At 73.5% G+C, this 18,115-nt stretch carries 17 protein-coding genes; 1 reads left to right on the top strand and 16 read right to left on the bottom strand.

Features of this window, described 5'->3' with window-relative positions:
- Nucleotides 1-94 precede the first annotated feature (94 nt).
- The 14 genes from ABTY40_RS04125 to ABTY40_RS04060 form a co-directional block, all read right to left on the bottom strand.
- Nucleotides 95-964 (bottom strand): alpha/beta hydrolase family protein, encoded by an 870-nt coding sequence (locus ABTY40_RS04125; protein ID WP_352058052.1) that lies wholly within the window; start codon nt 962-964, stop codon nt 95-97.
- A gap of 102 nt (nt 965-1,066) precedes the next feature.
- A complete protein-coding gene (kynU, locus tag ABTY40_RS04120) occupies nt 1,067-2,269 on the bottom strand; it encodes a kynureninase (protein ID WP_352058051.1) in 1,203 nt (400 codons plus the stop codon).
- A complete protein-coding gene (locus ABTY40_RS04115) occupies nt 2,262-3,122 on the bottom strand; it encodes a tryptophan 2,3-dioxygenase (protein ID WP_345280007.1) in 861 nt (286 codons plus the stop codon). Before ABTY40_RS04115 ends, kynU begins: the two co-directional genes overlap by 8 nt.
- A 325-nt stretch (nt 3,123-3,447) precedes the next feature.
- On the bottom strand, nt 3,448-3,861 hold the full coding sequence (locus tag ABTY40_RS04110; protein WP_345280009.1) for a DUF3151 domain-containing protein: 414 nt from the start codon (nt 3,859-3,861) through the stop codon (nt 3,448-3,450).
- A gap of 82 nt (nt 3,862-3,943) precedes the next feature.
- Nucleotides 3,944-5,389 carry an MFS transporter gene (locus tag ABTY40_RS04105; RefSeq protein WP_352058050.1) on the bottom strand — a complete coding sequence of 482 codons (1,446 nt, stop codon included), beginning with the start codon at nt 5,387-5,389 and terminating at the stop codon, nt 3,944-3,946.
- Between the two features lie 84 nt (nt 5,390-5,473).
- The gene (locus ABTY40_RS04100) at nt 5,474-6,634 is read right to left on the bottom strand and encodes a MalY/PatB family protein (RefSeq protein ID WP_352058049.1); all 1,161 of its coding nucleotides are present in this window, start codon (nt 6,632-6,634) and stop codon (nt 5,474-5,476) included.
- A gap of 108 nt (nt 6,635-6,742) precedes the next feature.
- On the bottom strand, nt 6,743-7,765 hold the full coding sequence (fbaA, locus tag ABTY40_RS04095; RefSeq protein WP_345280015.1) for a class II fructose-bisphosphate aldolase: 1,023 nt from the start codon (nt 7,763-7,765) through the stop codon (nt 6,743-6,745).
- 220 nt (nt 7,766-7,985) lie between these two features.
- A complete protein-coding gene (pyrE, locus tag ABTY40_RS04090; RefSeq protein ID WP_352058048.1) occupies nt 7,986-8,534 on the bottom strand; it encodes an orotate phosphoribosyltransferase in 549 nt (182 codons plus the stop codon).
- 58 nt (nt 8,535-8,592) lie between these two features.
- Nucleotides 8,593-9,378, bottom strand: a complete 786-nt coding sequence (locus ABTY40_RS04085; RefSeq protein WP_352058234.1) for an aldose epimerase family protein — start codon at nt 9,376-9,378, stop codon at nt 8,593-8,595.
- A 34-nt stretch (nt 9,379-9,412) separates the two neighbouring features.
- On the bottom strand, nt 9,413-10,339 hold the full coding sequence (locus ABTY40_RS04080) for an SRPBCC family protein (protein WP_352058047.1): 927 nt from the start codon (nt 10,337-10,339) through the stop codon (nt 9,413-9,415).
- A 71-nt stretch (nt 10,340-10,410) separates the two neighbouring features.
- Complete coding sequence (locus ABTY40_RS04075) at nt 10,411-12,102, bottom strand: polyamine aminopropyltransferase (RefSeq protein WP_502990482.1); 1,692 nt, start codon at nt 12,100-12,102, stop codon at nt 10,411-10,413.
- Nucleotides 12,103-12,177: 75 nt separating this feature from the next.
- A complete protein-coding gene (locus ABTY40_RS04070; RefSeq protein ID WP_345280021.1) occupies nt 12,178-12,696 on the bottom strand; it encodes a DUF2617 family protein in 519 nt (172 codons plus the stop codon).
- 277 nt (nt 12,697-12,973) lie between these two features.
- On the bottom strand, nt 12,974-13,168 hold the full coding sequence (locus ABTY40_RS04065; protein WP_352058046.1) for a hypothetical protein: 195 nt from the start codon (nt 13,166-13,168) through the stop codon (nt 12,974-12,976).
- Between the two features lie 16 nt (nt 13,169-13,184).
- Nucleotides 13,185-13,469, bottom strand: a complete 285-nt coding sequence (locus tag ABTY40_RS04060) for a hypothetical protein (protein WP_352058045.1) — start codon at nt 13,467-13,469, stop codon at nt 13,185-13,187.
- Nucleotides 13,470-13,537: 68 nt separating this feature from the next.
- Here ABTY40_RS04060 and ABTY40_RS04055 point away from each other — a divergent pair, with 68 nt between their 5' ends.
- The gene (locus ABTY40_RS04055; RefSeq protein ID WP_352058044.1) at nt 13,538-14,716 is read left to right on the top strand and encodes a pyridoxal phosphate-dependent aminotransferase; all 1,179 of its coding nucleotides are present in this window, start codon (nt 13,538-13,540) and stop codon (nt 14,714-14,716) included.
- 72 nt (nt 14,717-14,788) lie between these two features.
- Here the strand turns inward: ABTY40_RS04055 and ABTY40_RS04050 are convergent, their stop codons facing one another.
- Together ABTY40_RS04050 and clpB are read right to left on the bottom strand one after the other, a co-directional pair.
- Nucleotides 14,789-15,319: a type III secretion system chaperone family protein gene (locus ABTY40_RS04050; protein WP_309053460.1), complete on the bottom strand. Its 531-nt coding sequence runs from the start codon at nt 15,317-15,319 to the stop codon at nt 14,789-14,791.
- Between the two features lie 160 nt (nt 15,320-15,479).
- Complete coding sequence (gene clpB / locus ABTY40_RS04045) at nt 15,480-18,074, bottom strand: ATP-dependent chaperone ClpB (protein WP_352058043.1); 2,595 nt, start codon at nt 18,072-18,074, stop codon at nt 15,480-15,482.
- Nucleotides 18,075-18,115: the final 41 nt, after the last annotated feature.

Genomic DNA, 18,115 nt, shown 5'->3' with positions numbered 1-18,115 from the left:
CGCCTCCCCCTTGAGGACTACCCGGCGGGGCGCTGTCCCCCGTGCGTGCCGGGCGGCGGGGGCCGGGCGGTCCCGTGTCCCCCGCGCCGGTGCCTCAGAAGGCGAGCTGGGCGATCTCCTCCGCGACGACGGCGCAGGCGTCCGCCGCCGGGTCGATCAGCGGGAAGTGGCCGACGTCCTCCAGGAGCGTGAGGCCGACCGTCTCACCCGCGCGGGCCGCCGCCTCGACGAAGGCGTCGGCGACGGCGTAGGGGACGTCACGGTCCTCCCGGCCCTGGACGACGGTGGTGGCGATGCCGGTCGGGAGCAGCGCCGCCGGGTCGGCGGACCCGGCCCGCTCCTCGTACGCCTTCTCGCCGCCGAGGAGTTGCGTCACCGCTCCCCCGCACACGCCCAGCTCCACCGCGCGCCCGAAGTGGGCGATCGGCGCGAGGGCCACCACCCCGCGCAGCGGCGGGGGTTCGGGCAGCCGCCAGGGCGAGCCGGGCGGGAGCACGTGCCGGGCGGCGGCCCACAGGGCGAGCTGGCCGCCCGCCGAATGTCCGGTGAGCACCATCCGGTGCGTGTCGGCCTGCGGCAGGTGGGCCGCGGCGAGGGCCGGTACGGCGTCCAGGGCGGCGGCCACGTCGTCGAAGGTCTCCGGCCAGCGGCCGGCCACCGGCGCCTCCCCGCCCTGCCGGGGGATCGGGGAGCCGCGCCGGTACTCGACGTTGGCCACGGCGAAACCGCGCCGGGCCAGGAAGTCCGCGAACGGGGTGACGTGCCGCCGGTCGTACGGCGCCCGCCAGGCCCCGCCGTGCAGGACCACGACGAGCGGGGCCCGCTCGCGCCCGTCCCGCGGGGCGTAGAAGTCGACGACCTGGTCCGGGTGCGCGCCGTACACGGCGGACGCGTCGGGGGCGACGGCCGGGTGCGAGAAGGCCGAGGCTTCTTCGGCGGCATCGCGCGCGGCGGGGTCCGGCATGCTGTTCCAACCTCCTGAGGACGGGGCCGAATTGGCCTGACCTGCGGGGACGGTACCAGGACGGGGCCCCGCGGATCAGGCGGTGATTCGGACCGTGTGCCCTCAGCCCGCCGGCTTCTCCACAACCTCCGCGAGGATCCGCGCCGCCCGCTCCGCGTCCGCGAAACCGACGTACAGCGGAGTGAAGCCGAAGCGCAGCACGTCGGGCCGCCGGAGGTCACCGACGACCCCGCGCCGGATCAGCTCCGCCATCACGGCGGGCGCGTCCGGACAGGCCAGCGCGACCTGGCTGCCGCGCTCGGCGTGCGCCTCCGGGGTCACCGGGGTGACCCGGTCCCCGGGCACGTACGCCCGCACGCACTCCAGGAAGAAGTCCGTCAGGGCGAGGGACTTGGCCCGTACGTCCTCGATCCGCACCCCGTCCCACACGTCCAGCGCCGACTCCAGGGCCAGCATGGACAGGATGTCGGGGGTGCCGACCCGGCCCCGCAGCGCGCCCTCTGCGGCCCGGTAGCCGGGGGTCATCGCGAACGGGTCGGCGTGCGAGTTCCAGCCGGGCAGCGGCGAGTCGAAGGCGGCCTGGTGGCGCTCGGCGACGTACAGGTACGCGGGCGAACCGGGGCCGCCGTTCAGGTACTTGTAGGTGCAGCCGACGGCCAGGTCGACCCCGTGCGCGTCGAGCCCCACGGGCAGGGCACCGGCGCTGTGGCACAGGTCCCAGACGGCGAGCGCGCCCGCCGCGTGGAGGGCGGCGGTGGTCCCTGGCAGGTCACGGAGCCGGCCGGTGCGGTAGTCGACGTGGTTGACCAGGGCGAGGGCCGTACGGTCGCCGGCGGCGCCCGCGATCTCCTGCGGGTCGACGGGCACGACGCGGTGCCCGGTCAGCCGGGCGGCGGACTCGGCGATGTACCCGTCCGTGGGAAAGGTCGTCGCGTCGACCAGGATCTCGTCCCGGCCCTCCCCGGCGAGCCGGGCACCGGCGACGACCGCCTTGAAGACGTTCACGCTGGTCGAGTCGCCGACGACGATCTGCCCGGCGGCGGCGCCGACGATCGGGGCGATCCGGTCGCCGATCCGCTCCGGGGCGGTCCACCAGCCGGACTCGTCCCAGGAGCGGATGCGCAGCTCGCCCCACTCGCGGGTGATGACCTCGGCCATGCGGGCGGGGACGTGCGCGGGGAGCGCGCCGAGCGAGTTGCCGTCCAGGTAGACGGTCTCCTCGTCGAGCGTGAACTTCTCGCGGTACGCGGCCAGTCCGTCGGCGGCGTCGAGCCGGGCGGCCTTCTCCTCGTACGTGTCAGACATGGCTGCGGGCCGTCCAGAGCTCGGGGAACACGTTCTTCTGCGCGCGCTTCTCCAGCCAGGCGACGCCCGCCGAACCGCCGGTGCCGGTCTTGGCGCCCATCGCGCGCCGGGTCGCCACCAGGTGGTCGTTGCGCCATCGCCAGACCAGTTCCGCGACGTCGCTGAGCGCCTCGCCGAGGCGGACCAGCTCGGCGTGGCCGTCGGGGTCGGCGTAGACCGTCGCCCAGACGGCCTCGACCTCCGCCGAGGGCTCGTAGCGCTGGGACAGGTCGCGGCCGAGGACGGCGGCGGGCACGGGCAGGCCGCGCCGGGCGAGGAAGCCGAGGACCTCGTCGTACAGACTCGGCTCGTGGAGGGCCTTCTCCAGCTCGGCGTGGACGCGCGGGGCGCCCCGGTGCGGCACCAGCATCGACGCGGACTTCTCGCCGAGCAGGAACTCCATGCGCCGGTACATCGCCGACTGGAAGCCGGAACCCTCGCCGAGGGCGCCCCGGTAGGAGTTGAACTGGGCCGGCGTGAGCTGGGAGAGCGGCCGCCAGGAGTGGTTGAGGGCCTCCAGCTCGCGCACGGACCGCTTCAGGGCGTCCGTCGCGACCGGCAGACGGTCCTCGCGCAGGGCGCGGCTCGCCGTCTCCCACTCGTGGACGATCACCGTGAACCACAGCTCCATGACCTGGGTGGTGACCAGGAAGACCATCTCGCCCGGGTCGTCCGAGCGCAGGTGCTGGAGGTGGGTGAGGACGTCGGCCTGGACGTAGTCCTCGTACGGCGTGGTGCCCGCGAAGTCGAGGTTCGGCGCGTCGGCGGCCGTACCGGCTCCGGAGGCATCGGGAGAACCTGGGAAGGTCGACATTTCTGTCTCCTCGATACGAACTACCGGGTAGCGGTCTGCTCCACCGTGCACGGTCCCTCCGCCCGCCACGGACACCGTGCGGCGCGGAGGGGGTCACGGGAGCCCCGGTCCCCTCGGGAGGCGTGCTGCTGCGCGCGCCGTCCCATGCGCATCATGACACGATCGGCCCCTCGATGGAGATCTCTTCTTCGTCACACGGACGAACGTTCGACCGAGGGTGCGGGTCGACCGAAAATCCCCCCGCCGGAACGGCAGGGGGATGTCGTCCGCGCGGGAGCGCGGGTCCGGCCGGGTCCGCGCGGCAGGGCGCGGGGTCCGGCCGAGGTCAGCCGAGGGTTTCGGCGGCGGTCTCCGAGGAGTCCCGCAGGAAGGTGGTGCAGCGCTCGTACTCGTCCTTCTCACCGATCGCCCCGGCGGCCCGGGCGAGGGCGTGCAGCGCCCGGAGGAAGCCCCGGTTCGGCTCGTGCTCCCACGGCACCGGGCCGTGGCCCTTCCAGCCGTTGCGGCGCAGCGCGTCCAGGCCCCGGTGGTAGCCGGTCCGGGCGTAGGCGTACGACTCGACGACCCGGCCCCCCTCGAAGGCGTCGTCGGCGAGTTGGGCCCAGGCGAGCGAGGAGGTCGGGTACTGCGCGGCGACCTCCGCCGGCGCCGTCCCGTTCGCGAGCAGCTCGCGCGGCGCGGGCTCGTCGGGCAGATGGGTGGGGGCGGGTCCCCCCAGCAGGTTCTCATGGATGGCCATGGCCCCAGTCTGCCTCAGCGCCGGCGGACGGCGGCCCGTCCCGGCCACCGGGACGATCGGGCCGCACCGGCGGACGGCCGCGTCACCCCCTCCGGTCCCCCGCGCCCGGATCCAGGGGTGGCGAGGTCACGCCGCAGTGGACGCGGCAGTCGGGGTGGCAGTCGGCGCGGAGGGCGGGGCGCATCGTCAGCCAGGCGAGGACGGCTCCGGCCACGAGGAGGCCCGCGCACATCGGCATCGCGCGGCGGAAGGTCGCGCCGAACTCGGCGGCCGAGCGGTACGCCTCCGGGCCCATCCCCGCCAGCAGCGGCAGCGCGGCCACCGCGAGGAGACCCGCCGCCCGGGCCGCCGCGTTGTTGATGCCGCTGGCCAGGCCCGCCCGCCCCACGTCGACGGAGGCCAGGACCGTCGACGTCAGCGGGGCGACCAGGGTCGTCATGCCGAGGCCGAGCACCACCATGGCCGGCAGCACGTCCCGTACGTACGAGGCATCCGCCCCGACCCGCAGCATCAGCAGCATCCCGGCGGCGCACAGCAGCGGCCCCACCGTCAACGGGATCCGGGGCCCGATCCGCTCCCCCAGCGCACCGGCCCGCGCGGACAGCAGCAGCATCAGCACGGTCGTCGGCAGCAGGGCCGTACCGGCGGCGAGCGCCGAGTAGCCGGAGACCACCTGGAGCTGGAGGGCGGCCAGGAAGAAGAACCCGCCGAAGGCCGCGTAGACGGCCAGCGTCACCCCGTTCACCGCCGAGAAGACACGGGAACGGAAGATCGACGGCGGCATCATCGCCCGCTCCCCGCGCCGCCGCTCCACCCCCACGAACCCCGCCCCGGCCGCGAACCCGGCCACCGCCGCCCACCACGCCTCCGCGATGAGCGCGTACGTGACCAGGCCGAGCGCCGCCGCGCCGAGGACCGCGCCCAGCACGTCGAACCGGCCGTGCGCGGTCTCGTCCCGCGACTCCGGGACGTACCGCAGCGCCACCGGCACGCACACGGCGGCGAGCGGCACGTTCAGCAGGAAGACCCACCGCCAGCCCGGCCCGTCCACCAGCCAGCCCCCGACGAACGGCCCGACCGCCGCGCCGACCCCGCCGAAGCCGGACCACAGCCCGACGGCCCGGGCCCGGTCGTCCTCGTGGAAACCGGCCTGGATCAGCGCGAGCGAGCCCGGCGTCAGCAGCGCCCCGCCGACCCCCTGGAGCGCGCGGGCCGCGATCAGCACCCCGGCGTTCGGGGCGAGCCCGCACAGCAGCGAGGCCAGCGCGAACCACACCACGCCGACGACGAAGACCCGCCGCCGCCCGTAGCGGTCGCCGAGCGCCCCGCCGAGCAGGATCAGCCCGGCGAGGGTCAGCATGTAGGCGTTGACGGTCCACTGGAGCGCGGCCAGATCGGCGCCCAGGTCGGCGCCGATGTGCGGCAGGGCGACGTTGACGACCGTGGAGTCGAGCAGCGCCATCCCGGAACCCAGGACCGTCGTGAAGACGATCCACCGCCCCGTTCCGGAGCTCAGCCGGATGTCCATGCCTGCATGGTCCCGCGAACGGCGGCCCGCTGCCTCCCCGCGCGGCCTCCACCGCCGTCCCGTCCCCGTGCGGTGGCCCGCCGGTCAGGCCGTGGCGAGCCGGCGCGCGGCCCGGACCAGGGCCTCCACGCCCCGCTCCGCCTTCTTCCGGGGACAGCCGACGTTCAGGCGCACGCAGCCCGGCGCCCCGTACACCCCGCCGGGCATGATCGCGACCCCCTCCCGGTGCACCAGCTCCTCCTGGAGCCGGTCCTCCGCCACGCCCAGCGGCCGCAGGTCGATCCAGGCCAGGTACCCGGCCCGCGGCGGCGTCCACGCCACCCCGGGCAGCCCGTCCGCGAGCCGCTCCGCGACCATCGCCATCGTGCCCGCCACGTACGCCCGCAGCGCGTCCAGCCAGTCCGCGCCGTGGCGGTAGGCGGCGACGTGCGCGGTCAGGGAAAGCACGGCCGGCGAGGCGAGGCCCTCCCCGGTCTCCATGCGCCGTACGAAGCCCTCCCGTTCCTCCGGGTCGCCGATGAGCCCGTAGGAGCCGGAGAGCGCCGGGAAGTTGAAGGTTTTCGTGCCCGAGGTGACCAGGGCCCAGCGGCGGCCCGGCCCCGGCTGCGCGATCCGGGTCCAGGGGATGTGGCGGTGGCCCTCGGCGGTCAGGTCGGCGTGGATCTCGTCACTGACGACGGCGGCGCCGTGCCGCTCGGCCAGCCGGGCGAAGCCGGTGAGCTCCTCCTCCGTCCACACCCGGCCGGTGGGGTTGTGCGGGGAGCAGAGCAGCAGCATCCGGCTGTCCGGCCGGGCCAGTTCCCGCTCCAGCGCCTCCGGGTCGTCCAGCGGGACACCGCGCAGTTCGCGCCCGAGGCCGGTGACGACCCTCCGGAAGCCGTCGTACGTGGGGGTGTGCACCACCACCCCGTCCCCCGGCTCCGTCCACATGCGCAGCAGCTGCGCGATCTGGCTGAGCACGGAGGGGGCGTACACCAGCGCCCCGGTGTCGATCGCCGTGCCGTGCCGGCGCGCGTACCAGTCGCGTATCGCCTCCCGGAACTCCCCGAGGCGCCAGTCGGTGTACCCGAAGACGCCGTGGTCGACGCGTTCGCGCAGGGCGGCGAGGACCTCCGGCGGGGAGGCGAAGTCCATGTCGGAGACGGTGAAGGGAAGCAGGCCGGGGACGCCGAAGCGGTCGGCCGCGCCGTCCCACTGGACGGAGCTGGTGCCGTGCCGGTCGATCTCGCGGTCGAAGTCGTACATCGGTGGGCCCTTCCGGTGGGGACGGGGATGCGCGAGGGCCCGGCACCACGGGGGTGCCGGGCCCGGCGTTCGCGGCGAAGCCGGGGTCCCGGCCGCGCGTACGGCGCGTTACTTCAGCTTCTTGCCGGCGGAGCGCAGCGCGACACAGGCCTCGGCGACCCGGGCGGCCATGCCGGCCTCGGCCAGCTTGCCCCAGGTGCGCGGGTCGTAGGTGGACTTCTTGCCGACCTCGCCGTCGACCTTCAGGACACCGTCGTAGTTCTTGAACATGTGGTCCGCCACCGGACGCGTGAAGGCGTACTGGGTGTCGGTGTCGAGGTTCATCTTCACCACGCCGTTCTCGATGGCGGTGGCGATCTCCTCGGCGGTCGAGCCGGAGCCGCCGTGGAAGACGAAGTCGAACGGGGAGGCCTTGCCGAACTTCTCCGAGACGCCCGCCTGGAGGTCCTTCAGCAGCTCGGGGCGGAGCACGACGTTGCCCGGCTTGTAGACGCCGTGCACGTTGCCGAAGGAGGCGGCGAGCAGGTAGCGGCCCTTCTCGCCCAGGCCCAGCGCCTCGGCGGTGCGGATCGCGTCGTCGACCGAGGTGTAGAGCTCGTCGTTGATCTCGTGGCTGACGCCGTCCTCCTCGCCACCGGTCGGGGTGATCTCGACCTCAAGAATGATCTTGGCGGCGGCCGCCTTCGCGAGCAGCTCCTGGCCGATGGCCAGGTTGTCCGCGAGGGTCTCGGCCGAACCGTCCCACATGTGGGACTGGAACAGCGGGTTCTCGCCCCGGGCGACGCGCTCGGCGGAGACCTCGATCAGCGGACGGACGTAACCGTCCAGCTTGTCCTTCGGGCAGTGGTCGGTGTGCAGGGCGACCGTGATGTCGTACTTCGCGGCGACGATGTGCGCGAACTCGGCCAGGGCGACGGCGCCCGTGACCATGTCCTTCTTGTGCTGGCCGCCCAGGAACTCGGCACCGCCGGTCGAGATCTGGATGATGCCGTCGCTCTCGGCCTCCGCGAAGCCGCGGAGCGCCGCGTGAAGGGTCTGGGACGAGGTCACGTTGATGGCCGGGTAGGCGAACTTGCCTGCCTTCGCCCGGTCGAGCATCTCGTTGTAGACCTCGGGGGTTGCGATGGGCATTCGTCCGCTCCTTGTGATGTGCGGGTATGGGCGTTGCTTGTCCCTGACCTAGGGGCGACGTCATCGTCGCGCCCATCTTTCCAGACTCTTCTCCGGGCTCCCACGGGCACCGCACACGAAGGGGCGGGGTGTTTCACGTGAAACACCCCGCCCCCTCACAACGTCGCAGGTCAGAGCGGAGGGGCCGGTACCGGTCCCCCACGTCACGACTTCGCGGCGGTTACGCCAGGCCGAGCTCGTCCAGCGCGTAGGCGTAGAGGTACGGCACCCCGGCCGTCCCGCTGATCTTCTCGCCAGCGCCGGTGGCCCGGTCCACGATCGTCGCCACGGCGACGACCTCGGCGCCCGCGGCCCGCGCCGCCTCGACGGCGGTCAGCGGCGAACCGCCGGTGGTGGAGGTGTCCTCCACGATCAGGACGCGGCGGCCCTTGATGTCCGGGCCCTCGACCTGGCGCTGCATGCCGTGCGCCTTGGCGGCCTTGCGGACCACGAAGGCGTCCAGGCGCTCCCCGCGCGCGGCGGAGGCGTGCAGCATCGCGGTCGCGACCGGGTCGGCGCCCAGCGTGAGGCCGCCGACCGCGTCGAACTCCAGGTCCTCGGTCAGTTCGAGCATGACCTGACCGACCAGCGGCGACGCGGCACCGTCCAGGGTGATCCGGCGAAGGTCGACGTAGTAATCGGCTTCCAGACCCGAGGAGAGGGTCACCTTGCCGTGCACCACGGCCTTGTCCTTGATCTGCTGGAGCAGCTCAGCGCGTACGTCAGTCATGGTCAGCAGCTTAAGGGCGCCACCGCCTCCGCACGCTCCCGGCCTCACCGGGCCCGGATCACGGGCGGCGCCAGCTCCACACGCTCTCGACCTCCAGGGGGTCGATCGGGGTGACCAGGCGCGGGTGGGTGTTGAGACCGTTCGGCGGGCCGGACTGCGGCTCGACGCAGACCGCCTCCGCCTGCTCGTCGTAGATCACCACCCACTCGGACCTGCTGGTGACCTTCAGCTCCAGCTCCCCCGGCCAGGTGAGGGTGACGTCCACGCCGCCCGGCATGCCGAAGCAGTCGTCCCAGGGGCCCGGGAGGGGGTCGATCCGCCGGCCGGTGGGGATGTGGTCCTCGCCGCGCTCCTCCTGCCAGGCGGGCGCGAAGTCGACGCGGACGTCCTGACCGCCGTGGCCGAGGTTCCGCAGGAACCACGGGTGCCAGCCGGCCTGCGCCGGGAAGGAGTCGGCGTAGGTCTCGACGCCGAACCGGAGGGTGAGCGCGTCCTCGGCCAGCTCGAAGACCTGGGTGACCAGGCCCTTGTACGGCCAGGGGTCACCGAGCTCACAGGTGAGGACGGCCTCGGTCGCGGAGCTCCGGGCCGTCTTCCAGGCCAGGTTCCGTACGGTGCCGTGGATCGCGTGCGGGGCGGCGTTGACCGGCAGCCGGTGCTCGGTGGCCCCGTCGCGGAAGCGGCCGAGCGCGGTCCGCCCGCACCAGGGCACCATCGGGAAGCTGCCGTACCGCTCGCCCTGGCGCAGCACCTCGGTGCCGCCGATCCGCAGGCTCTCGATCCGGCAGCCGTTCTCGGGGTTGATGGTCAACTCGGCGTCGCCCGCCGACAGTCGCGTCTGCATGCTCACGCCCCGACCCTAGCCTCCGTGGACCGATTCAACGACGGCGGCGCAGCGCCCGTCCCACGACGACGGCCGAGGCGAGCGCGAGCGCGGCGGCGGGGGCGATCCAGCGCAGGGTGGCGGCGGCGTTCGTCGACTCGGGGGCGGGCACGGGGGCGTACCGGCCGCGCGGCGGCGCGTGGTCGACCTCCTCCGCGCTCCGGCCGATCATCGTCCGCCGGGCGTGCGCGGCCTCGGCGGCGGGCTGGGGGGCGGGGAACTCGGCCGGGGTGTCGGGGACATCGACGACGTCCGGTACGTCGGGGAGGCCGGGGAAGTCCTCGTCGAGCAGCGGGTCGAGCGCGGGGGGCGGGACGGGGGTGTCGAAGACGGAGGGCCGCCCCGGCTCCTCGATCCCGTCGTCCACACCGTCGTCGTCGCTGTCGGCCTCCGGGCGCGGCTCCCGGGCGGTGCCGGCCCGGTCCTCCGCCACCTCCGGCCCCGCCCCTTCTCCCGCTTCCGCTTCCGCTTCCGCTTCCGCTTCCGGCGGCGTGTCGTCCGCCAGGGCGGTGAGGGACTCCACGAACCGGTCGAGGATGCGCGCGCCCGCCGTGGCCCGCGCCTGCTCCGTGGCCTCGGCCAGCCGGCCGGTCGCCTCCAGGGCACCGGTGAAACCGAGGCCGGTGCCCTCGGCCAGCGGGGTGAGGACGACGGTGAGCGAGATCTCGGCCGTCCCCTGGCCGCGCACCTCCGTGCCGCGGCCCTCGTACGTGAGGGCGCCGTCCCGTTCGACGATGCGCACGGAGCCCCGGTACGTGATGGTGTGGCCACCCACGCGGACCTTGAGCCGGCCCGACAGCGGGTCCGCCTCCGCGTCGGCGTCCCGCTGGAGTCCGGGCACGCAGCGCGCCACCCGCGCGGGATCCGCGAGCGTCGCGCGCAGGGCTTCGGCCGGGACCGGGACGAACACCTCATGCTCCATGGGAGCCGAGCCTACTCAGAGCGGGGCGCGGCGTCGCCTGTCGGCGCCGGGCGGCGCCGTGCGGTTCGCGTTCAGCCGCCGTACCGGGGGTGCACCAGGGTCGACGGCGGCAGCCCGGTCCACCGGGTCCGCTCGGCCCGGTGCGCCGCCGCCACGAGGGTGCCGGGCCCCAGGGAACGGAGCCGGGGCGCGCCGGGGGCGAGCCCGAGGACGGGCGGGCGCGGTCCGGGGACGGCCAGGACGAACCCCCAGTCCCCCGGGCCGCGCCCGGTCCCGCTGGTCCGGTCGGCGCGGTCGGGCCCGGCGGCGAAACCCGGCCTGCGGCCCCCGGCGCTGTACGGACGGGTGGCGTACCCGGCGGCACGCAGGGTGGCGTCCACGGTCCAGTAGGCGCGGGGCCGGTCGGTGACCGAACCGGCGTGGACGACGAGCCGCCCGGCGGGCGCGAGGGACCGGGCCGCGAGTCCGTAGAACTCCTGCGCGTACAGCTTGGTGCTGGGGGTGATGCCGGGGTCGGGGAGGTCGGAGATCAGCACGTCGTACCGCTCCCGCACGCGGTCGGCGGCCTGTCGCAGCCAGTGGAAGGCGTCCTCGTGGACCACCCGTACCCGCGGGTCCCGGTAGGCGTGCCCGTTGAGGCGGGCGAGGGCCGGATCGGTGCGGGCGAGCCGTACGACGCCGGGGTCGAGCTCCACGACGGTCACGGACCGGACCCCGGGGTAGCGCAGCACCTCGCGGGCGGCGAGCCCGTCCCCGCCGCCGACGATCAGGACGCGGGCGTGCGGCCCGTTCATCACCGGGTGGACCAGGGCCTCGTGGTACCGGTACTCGTCGCGGCCGGAGACCCGCAGCCGGCCGTCGAGGAAGAGGTCGGGCGGTTCCCCCGCGGCCCCGGTCAGCACGACCTCCTGCAGGTCGGTGTGGACGGCGACCCGCACCGCGTCCCCGTACACCGCCCGGCGCGCGGCCTCCTCGAAGTCGCCGACCAGCGCGGTGGCGGTGGCGAGGACGGCGAGGACGGCGAGGTTGACGGTGAGCAGCAGGGCGCGGGAGCGGGCGGTCAGTTCGCGCCGGAAGAACCACAGGACGAGGCCGCCGCCCGCGACCACGTTGACCGCGCCCGTGACGAGCGCGCCGCTCAGCTGCCCGAGCCAGGGCAGCAGGAGGAAGGGGAAGGCGAGTCCGCCGACGAGGGCGCCCACGTAGTCGGCGGCGAACAGGTCGGCGACGGTCCCCGCCGCGTCGTCCGGCTCCCCCGACGCGCGCCCGCCCGCCGGGCGCCCCGCGCGCCGGGCGGCCGGTCCGGCCGCCCGGCCGGCATCCCGCTGCAGGAGCGACATGAGCAGCGGGATCTCGGCGCCGATGAGCACCCCGATGGCGAGCGAGAACGCGACCAGCACGTAGCGTGACTCGCCGAGCCAGGCGAAGGCCGCGTACAGCGCCATGGCCGAGCAGCCGCCGACGAGCGCGAGCCCGCCCTCGACCAGGCCGAAGCCGACGGCGGCACGGCAGCGCAGCCGCTTGGCGAGGAGCGAGCCCACTCCCATCGCGAAGACCATCACGGAGAGCACGACGGAGGCCTGGGTGACCGAGTCGCCGATCAAGTACGAGGCCAGGGCCACGAGTTCGAGCTCGTAGACCAGCCCGCAGGCGGCGCAGACGAACACCACGGCCAGGACCGGGTACCGCACCGTGTCGCGCGGCGGCACGGGCGGCCGCCGCCGCACCCTCGTGCGTGGCATGGTCACGGTCGGCTCGATCATGGCCGTAACGCTACGTCACACCCCGCGCACCCCTTGTCACCCACACGAGTGCACCTGGAGCGCCGGGAGGGCGCATCAGAGTGTCGCGGGCATACGTGCGCCGAGACGGGTCCTGGTGACCACCAGCTGTCCTTCCTGCGGGTAGGCGTGCCAGGTCCGCCAGCGCACCTGGCCCTCGTGGCGCTGCGCCAGCATCGCCGTGAAGGCGTGCGGGGAGCCGGGGAACGTCCCCGCGAGGCCGTGGGGATGGTCGGCCACCAGGGCGAGCAACTCCTGGGCGCGGCCCGCGAAGGAGCCGTGCGAGAGCGTCTCGACGCGGGCGGCGAATTCGTAGTCCCATTCGCCGACGCGCTTGGAGACGCCGAGCGGAAGGGGGGTGCTGCTGCCCGGCATACAGGCGACGGTTTCCGAACACGTCCGCCCCTCCTCCTCCAGGAGAACCTGATGGGAGGCGCCGAGCAGTCTCAACTGGAGCTTGGCGCCGGAGAGTTCGAGGTCGAGCACGGCGAGGGCGGGCAGCGGCTCCCGCCCGAGCGCCCAGGCCAGATCGGCCGCGCGCGTATCGGTGTACGAGGTCTTCAGGGTCGTGAGCATGGGTCGGCTCCGCAAACACGGTTTGACGGGTGGGCCGGGGGCGCCCCGGAGAAGGGTTCAACGGGAGTGGGGGATCGCCGGCTCGGGTCCACACACGGTCCGAGGGCTGTCTCTGTCAGGAGCGAGAGAACCACGGACGCCGAGCGACTCGCAGCGTTTTTACCCAACTTGCTGTGTTTTCCAACCCCTTCGGGGACACCACAGTTCAATTGTTCAATCGGAATCGATCGTCTCCGACCAGTCCTGAGCTTCCGGCCGATCACTCGTCTCCGGTGTCTCAGTCGCCTCCACCCCCTCCTCCGCACCCGCCGCCACCGCCGCAGCCCCAGGAGCTGCCGCCGCCGCAACCGCCGCCCCCGCCGCCGTCGCCCCAGCCGCGGCGCTTGCGCCTCGGGCCGGAGAACCGGTGACGGACGGTGGAGACCACGCCGACGAGGATGATCAGACCGAAGATCGCGACAAGACCGCCCATGGGAACCACACACCTTTCAGCTGCACGAGGAGGACGAGCTGGAGCACGAGGACGAGCACGAGGAGGAGCAGGACGAGGAGGAGGAACACGACGAGGCGGCCGGGTCCCCGGACCCGCACGAGGACGACGAGGACGCCGCCGAGGACGTGGAGGAGGACGCCGCGCCGGAGGCACCGGCCGGGCCCGCCCACCAGCTGTCCGCGCCGCGCGCGTCACCGGTGGTGCGCAGCCCCCGGGCCACGACCCCCACGACGGCCCCCAGCACCAGCGCGATGCCGAGGACGAAGAGTGCGATGTTCATGCCAGGGCGATCCCCTCACGGAGCCCGCGCCAAAGCGCACTTGAGCAAGTCCAGAGCTTCCCCCCAGGATGACGGTCATGACACGACCGCCGCTCAACCGCCGCCTCGCCGAGTTCGGCACGACGATCTTCGCCGAGATGTCCGCGCTCGCCGCCCGGACCGGTTCGATCAACCTCGGTCAGGGCTTCCCCGACACCGACGGCCCGGAGGAGATCCGGGAGGCCGCGGTCCGCGCGCTGCGGGAGGGCCACGGGAACCAGTACCCGCCCGGCCCCGGCGTCCCCGAACTGCGCACCGCCGTCGCCGACCACCAGCGCGAGCGGTACGGCCTGGTGTACGACCCCGACACGGAGGTCCTGGTCACGGCCGGCGCGACCGAGGCCATCGCCGCGGCGCTCCTCGCGCTGGTCGAGCCGGGGGACGAGGTCGTCGCCCTGGAGCCGTACTACGACTCGTACGCGGCCTGCGTCGCCATGGCCGGCGGCACCCGCGTCCCCGTCACCCTCCGGCCGCACGAGGGCACCTACGTCTTCGACCTGGACGAACTCCGGGCCGCCGTCACCGACCGCACCCGGCTGATCCTCCTCAACACCCCGCACAACCCCACCGGCACCGTCCTCACCCGGGCCGAGCTGACGGCGATCGCCGAGCTGGCCGTCGAGCGGGACCTGCTCGTCGTGACCGACGAGGTCTACGAGCACCTGGTCTTCGACGGGGCCGAGCACGTGCCGATCGCGAGCCTGCCCGGCATGCGGGAGCGGACCGTCACCATCGGCTCCGCCGGCAAGACGTTCTCGTTCACCGGCTGGAAGGTCGGCTGGATCACCGCGAGCCCCGGGCTGACCGCCGCCGTCCGCTCCGCGAAGCAGTTCCTCACGTACGTGTCCTCCGGACCGTTCCAGTACGCGGTCGCCGAGGCCCTGCGTCTTCCCGCCGCCTACTTCGACGGCCTCCGCGCGGACCTGAGCGCCAAGCGGGACCTGCTGTGCGAGGGGCTCGCCCAGGCCGGCTTCGAGGTCTACCGCCCGGCCGGCACCTACTTCGTCACCACCGACATCCGCCCCCTCGGCGCCACCGACGGCTTCGCCTTCTGCCGCTCCCTCCCCGACCGGGCGGGCGTCGTCGCCATCCCCAACGCCGTCTTCTACGACCACCGCGACCAGGGCGCCCCCTTCGTCCGCTTCGCCTTCTGCAAGCGCACCGAGGTCCTGGAGGAGGCCGTCACGCGCCTCAAGCGCCTCGCCTGAGCCACTTGGCGCACACACCGGAGCCCGGCCCCCTCGTGGGGACCGGGCTCCGCCGCGTGTGGGGCTCGGGGACTACTGGTCGCCCTCGGCCTTGTCCTCCGGGGAGGCGAGGCCGAACTGCTCCACGATCCACTTGTCGAACTCGATCGAGGCGCGGACCCAGCTGACCGTGGAGGACACGAAGTGCTCCAGGGCGACGCCCGTGCCGATCAGCATCTGGGCCTCACCGATGAGGCGGAGGGTGGCGGAGCCGTCCTCGTCCTCGTGGAGGTGCGTGTAGACCTTGGGCCACAGGGTGCGGCGGTTCCAGTCGTCGATCGCGTCCAGGATCTTGGCGCGGTCGTCGGCCGAGTGCGGACGGTCGTAGAACGTGCGCACCGAGAAGACCTGCTGCTCGTCCTCTCCGCGGAACATGAAGTACGTGCGGAATTCCTCCCACGGCGCCGCGAGGTCACCCTCGTCGTCGACGACGTACTTCAGCTCCATCTGGTCGAGGAGCTGCTTGACCAGGTCCTGGTCGGGGACGACGGGGCCCGCCGGTCCTGCGGCCTGAGGCTGGGGCTGGCCCCCGAAATTCGGAATCGAGGACGGGTCGATGCTCACCGTGTATTTCCCTTCGTACGGATGCCCGCCATCCTCCCCCATGCCGGGCGGTAGGTGGCAAGCCCCGCCACGCGACATCCGCGGAGATCCGCTCCCGGCTGACACGATCTCGCCCCCGTGAGGGCGCCCGGGCCCCCCGCGAAGGGCCCGGGCGGGGGGCTCAGGCCGTGGCCGGACCGACGATCAGGCCGTCCTCGAAGCGGTCGACCCGGACGGTGTCGCCGTCGCGGACCTCGCCCGCCAGGATCTCCCTGGCGAGCCGGTCGCCGATCGCCGTCTGGATCAGCCGGCGCAGCGGCCGGGCACCGTACGCCGGGTCGTTGCCCTCGTCGGCCAGCCACTCCAGGGCCGCCGGGGTGACGTCCAGGGTGAGCCGGCGCTCGGCCAGCCGCTTGGCGAGGCGGCCGATCTGGAGCTGCGCGATCCGGCCCAGCTCGGTCTTGTCCAGCGCGGAGAAGACCACCAGGTCGTCCAGCCGGTTGAGGAACTCCGGCTTGAAGCTCGCCCGCACGACCTCCAGGACCTGCTCCTTCTTCTCCTCGGCGGAGGACAGGGGGTCCACGAGGTACTGGCTGCCCAGGTTCGAGGTGAGGATCAGGATCGTGTTGCGGAAGTCCACGGTCCGGCCCTGCCCGTCGGTGAGACGGCCGTCGTCCAGGACCTGGAGCAGGATGTCGAAGACCTCCGGGTGCGCCTTCTCCACCTCGTCCAGGAGCACCACGCTGTACGGGCGCCGCCGCACCGCCTCCGTGAGCTGACCGCCCTCCTCGTAGCCGACGTAGCCGGGGGGCGCGCCGACCAGCCGGGCGACCGAGTGCTTCTCGGAGTACTCCGACATGTCGATGCGGACCATGGCCCGCTCGTCGTCGAACAGGAAGTCCGCGAGCGCCTTCGCCAGCTCCGTCTTGCCGACGCCGGTCGGGCCGAGGAACAGGAAGGAGCCCGTCGGCCGGTCGGGATCCGCGATGCCCGCGCGGGTGCGGCGCACGGCGTCGGAGACGGCCCGTACGGCCTCGGTCTGGCCGATCAGCCGCCTGCCGAGCTCGTCCTCCATCCGCAGCAGCTTCTGCGTCTCGCCCTCCAGGAGGCGGCCGGCGGGGATGCCCGTCCAGGCGCCGACCACGTCCGCGATGTCGTCCGGGCCGACCTCCTCCTTGACCATGGTGTCCTTCGACGCCTCCTGCTGGGCCTCGGCCTCGCTGGCCTCCTCCAGCTCCCGCTCCAGGGCGGGGATCTCGCCGTACAGCAGCTTGGACGCGGTGTCGAAGTCCCCGTCGCGCTGGGCGCGCTCGGCGCGGCCCCGGGCCTCGTCCAGCCGCTCCTTCAGCTCACCGACCCGGTTGAGGGACTGCTTCTCCTTCTCCCAGCGGGCGGTCAGGCCGCGCAGCTCCTCCTCGCGGTCGGCGAGGTCGCGGCGCAGCTTCTCCAGGCGCTGCTTGCTGCCCTCGTCCGTCTCGTTCTTCAGGGCCAGCTCCTCCATGCGGAGCCGGTCGACCGAGCGCTGCAGCTCGTCGATCTCGACGGGCGAGGAGTCGATCTCCATGCGGAGCCGGGAGGCGGCCTCGTCCACCAGGTCGATGGCCTTGTCCGGCAGGAAGCGGGAGGTGATGTACCGGTCGGAGAGGGTCGCGGCGGCCACCAGGGCGGAGTCGTTGATCTGCACCTTGTGGTGGGCCTCGTACCGGCCCTTGAGACCGCGGAGGATCGCGATCGTGTCCTCGACGGAGGGCTCGGCCACCAGGACCTGCTGGAAGCGGCGCTCCAGGGCGGGGTCCTTCTCGATCCGCTCGCGGTACTCGTCGAGCGTGGTCGCGCCCACCATGCGCAGCTCGCCGCGGGCCAGCATCGGCTTCAGCATGTTGCCGGCGTCCATGGCGGAGTCGCCGCCGGCGCCCGCGCCGACGACCGTGTGCAGCTCGTCGATGAAGGTGATGATCTGGCCGTCGCTCTCCTTGATCTCGGAGAGGACGGTCTTCAGCCGTTCCTCGAACTCGCCGCGGTACTTGGCGCCCGCGACCATCGCGCCGAGGTCGAGGGAGACCAGCCGCTTGTTCTTCAGCGACTCGGGCACGTCGCCCTTGACGATGCGCTGGGCGAGGCCCTCGACGACGGCGGTCTTGCCGACGCCGGGCTCGCCGATGAGGACGGGGTTGTTCTTGGTGCGGCGGGACAGCACCTGCACGACCCGCCGGATCTCGTGGTCGCGGCCGATGACCGGGTCGAGCCGGCCCTCGCGCGCGGCGGCCGTGAAGTCCGTACCGAACTTCTCCAGCGCCTTGTACTGCCCCTCCGGGTCGGGAGTGGTCACCCGGCGTCCTCCCCTGGTCTTCTCGAACGCGTCGAGCAGCTTGGACGCGCTCGCGCCCTGCCGGTCGAGGATCTCACCCGCCGGCCCGCCCTTCGCGGCGATGCCGATGAGCAGGTGCTCCGTCGACAGGTAGTCGTCGCCGAGCTCCTTGGCCCGGCGGTCGGCGTCGGCGATGACGGCCAGGAAGTCCCGGTTGGGCTGCGGAGGCGCGACCGTGGACCCGGTGACGCTGGGCTGGGCGGCGAGGAGCCGCTCGGCGCCCGCGCGGACGGCGGCCTGGTCGGCCTCGACGGCGGCCAGCAGGTCGGTGATGTTCTCGTTGTCCTGACCGGCCAGCAGGGCGAGCAGGAGATGGGCCGGGGTGAGATCCGGGTGTCCGCCGGACACGGCGCGGCTCGTGGCCGCGTTGATCGCGTCGCGGCTCCTGTTGGTCAGTTCGGCGTCCACGGTGCGGTGCTCCTCCTCGACGTCGTGGGTCCTTCGGGATG

It is taken from the genome of Streptomyces sp. NPDC126503, assembly GCF_040302405.1.
GTDB classification, from domain to species: domain Bacteria; phylum Actinomycetota; class Actinomycetes; order Streptomycetales; family Streptomycetaceae; genus Streptomyces; species Streptomyces gulbargensis.
The sequence above is the reverse complement of the archived record's forward strand: the minus strand, read 5'-3'. Positions and strand labels throughout refer to the sequence as shown.

Bases quoted from the DNA above. Each gene is read 5' to 3' on its own strand.
- ABTY40_RS04110 (WP_345280009.1), bottom strand. From the start codon at position 3,861: ATGGCCATCCATGAGAACCTGCTGGGGGGACCCGCCCCCACCCATCTG.
- ABTY40_RS04070 (WP_345280021.1), bottom strand. From the start codon at position 12,696: ATGCTCACGACCCTGAAGACCTCGTACACCGATACGCGCGCGGCCGAT.
- pyrE (WP_352058048.1), bottom strand. From the start codon at position 8,534: ATGACTGACGTACGCGCTGAGCTGCTCCAGCAGATCAAGGACAAGGCC.
- ABTY40_RS04115 (WP_345280007.1), bottom strand. From the start codon at position 3,122: ATGTCGACCTTCCCAGGTTCTCCCGATGCCTCCGGAGCCGGTACGGCC.
- ABTY40_RS04105 (WP_352058050.1), bottom strand. From the start codon at position 5,389: ATGGACATCCGGCTGAGCTCCGGAACGGGGCGGTGGATCGTCTTCACG.
- ABTY40_RS04075 (WP_502990482.1), bottom strand. From the start codon at position 12,102: ATGATCGAGCCGACCGTGACCATGCCACGCACGAGGGTGCGGCGGCGG.
- fbaA (WP_345280015.1), bottom strand. From the start codon at position 7,765: ATGCCCATCGCAACCCCCGAGGTCTACAACGAGATGCTCGACCGGGCG.
- ABTY40_RS04085 (WP_352058234.1), bottom strand. From the start codon at position 9,378: ATGCAGACGCGACTGTCGGCGGGCGACGCCGAGTTGACCATCAACCCC.
- ABTY40_RS04125 (WP_352058052.1), bottom strand. From the start codon at position 964: ATGCCGGACCCCGCCGCGCGCGATGCCGCCGAAGAAGCCTCGGCCTTC.
- ABTY40_RS04055 (WP_352058044.1), top strand. From the start codon at position 13,538: ATGACGGTCATGACACGACCGCCGCTCAACCGCCGCCTCGCCGAGTTC.
- kynU (WP_352058051.1), bottom strand. From the start codon at position 2,269: ATGTCTGACACGTACGAGGAGAAGGCCGCCCGGCTCGACGCCGCCGAC.
- ABTY40_RS04100 (WP_352058049.1), bottom strand. From the start codon at position 6,634: ATGTACGACTTCGACCGCGAGATCGACCGGCACGGCACCAGCTCCGTC.
- ABTY40_RS04065 (WP_352058046.1), bottom strand. From the start codon at position 13,168: ATGGGCGGTCTTGTCGCGATCTTCGGTCTGATCATCCTCGTCGGCGTG.
- ABTY40_RS04060 (WP_352058045.1), bottom strand. From the start codon at position 13,469: ATGAACATCGCACTCTTCGTCCTCGGCATCGCGCTGGTGCTGGGGGCC.
- ABTY40_RS04080 (WP_352058047.1), bottom strand. From the start codon at position 10,339: ATGGAGCATGAGGTGTTCGTCCCGGTCCCGGCCGAAGCCCTGCGCGCG.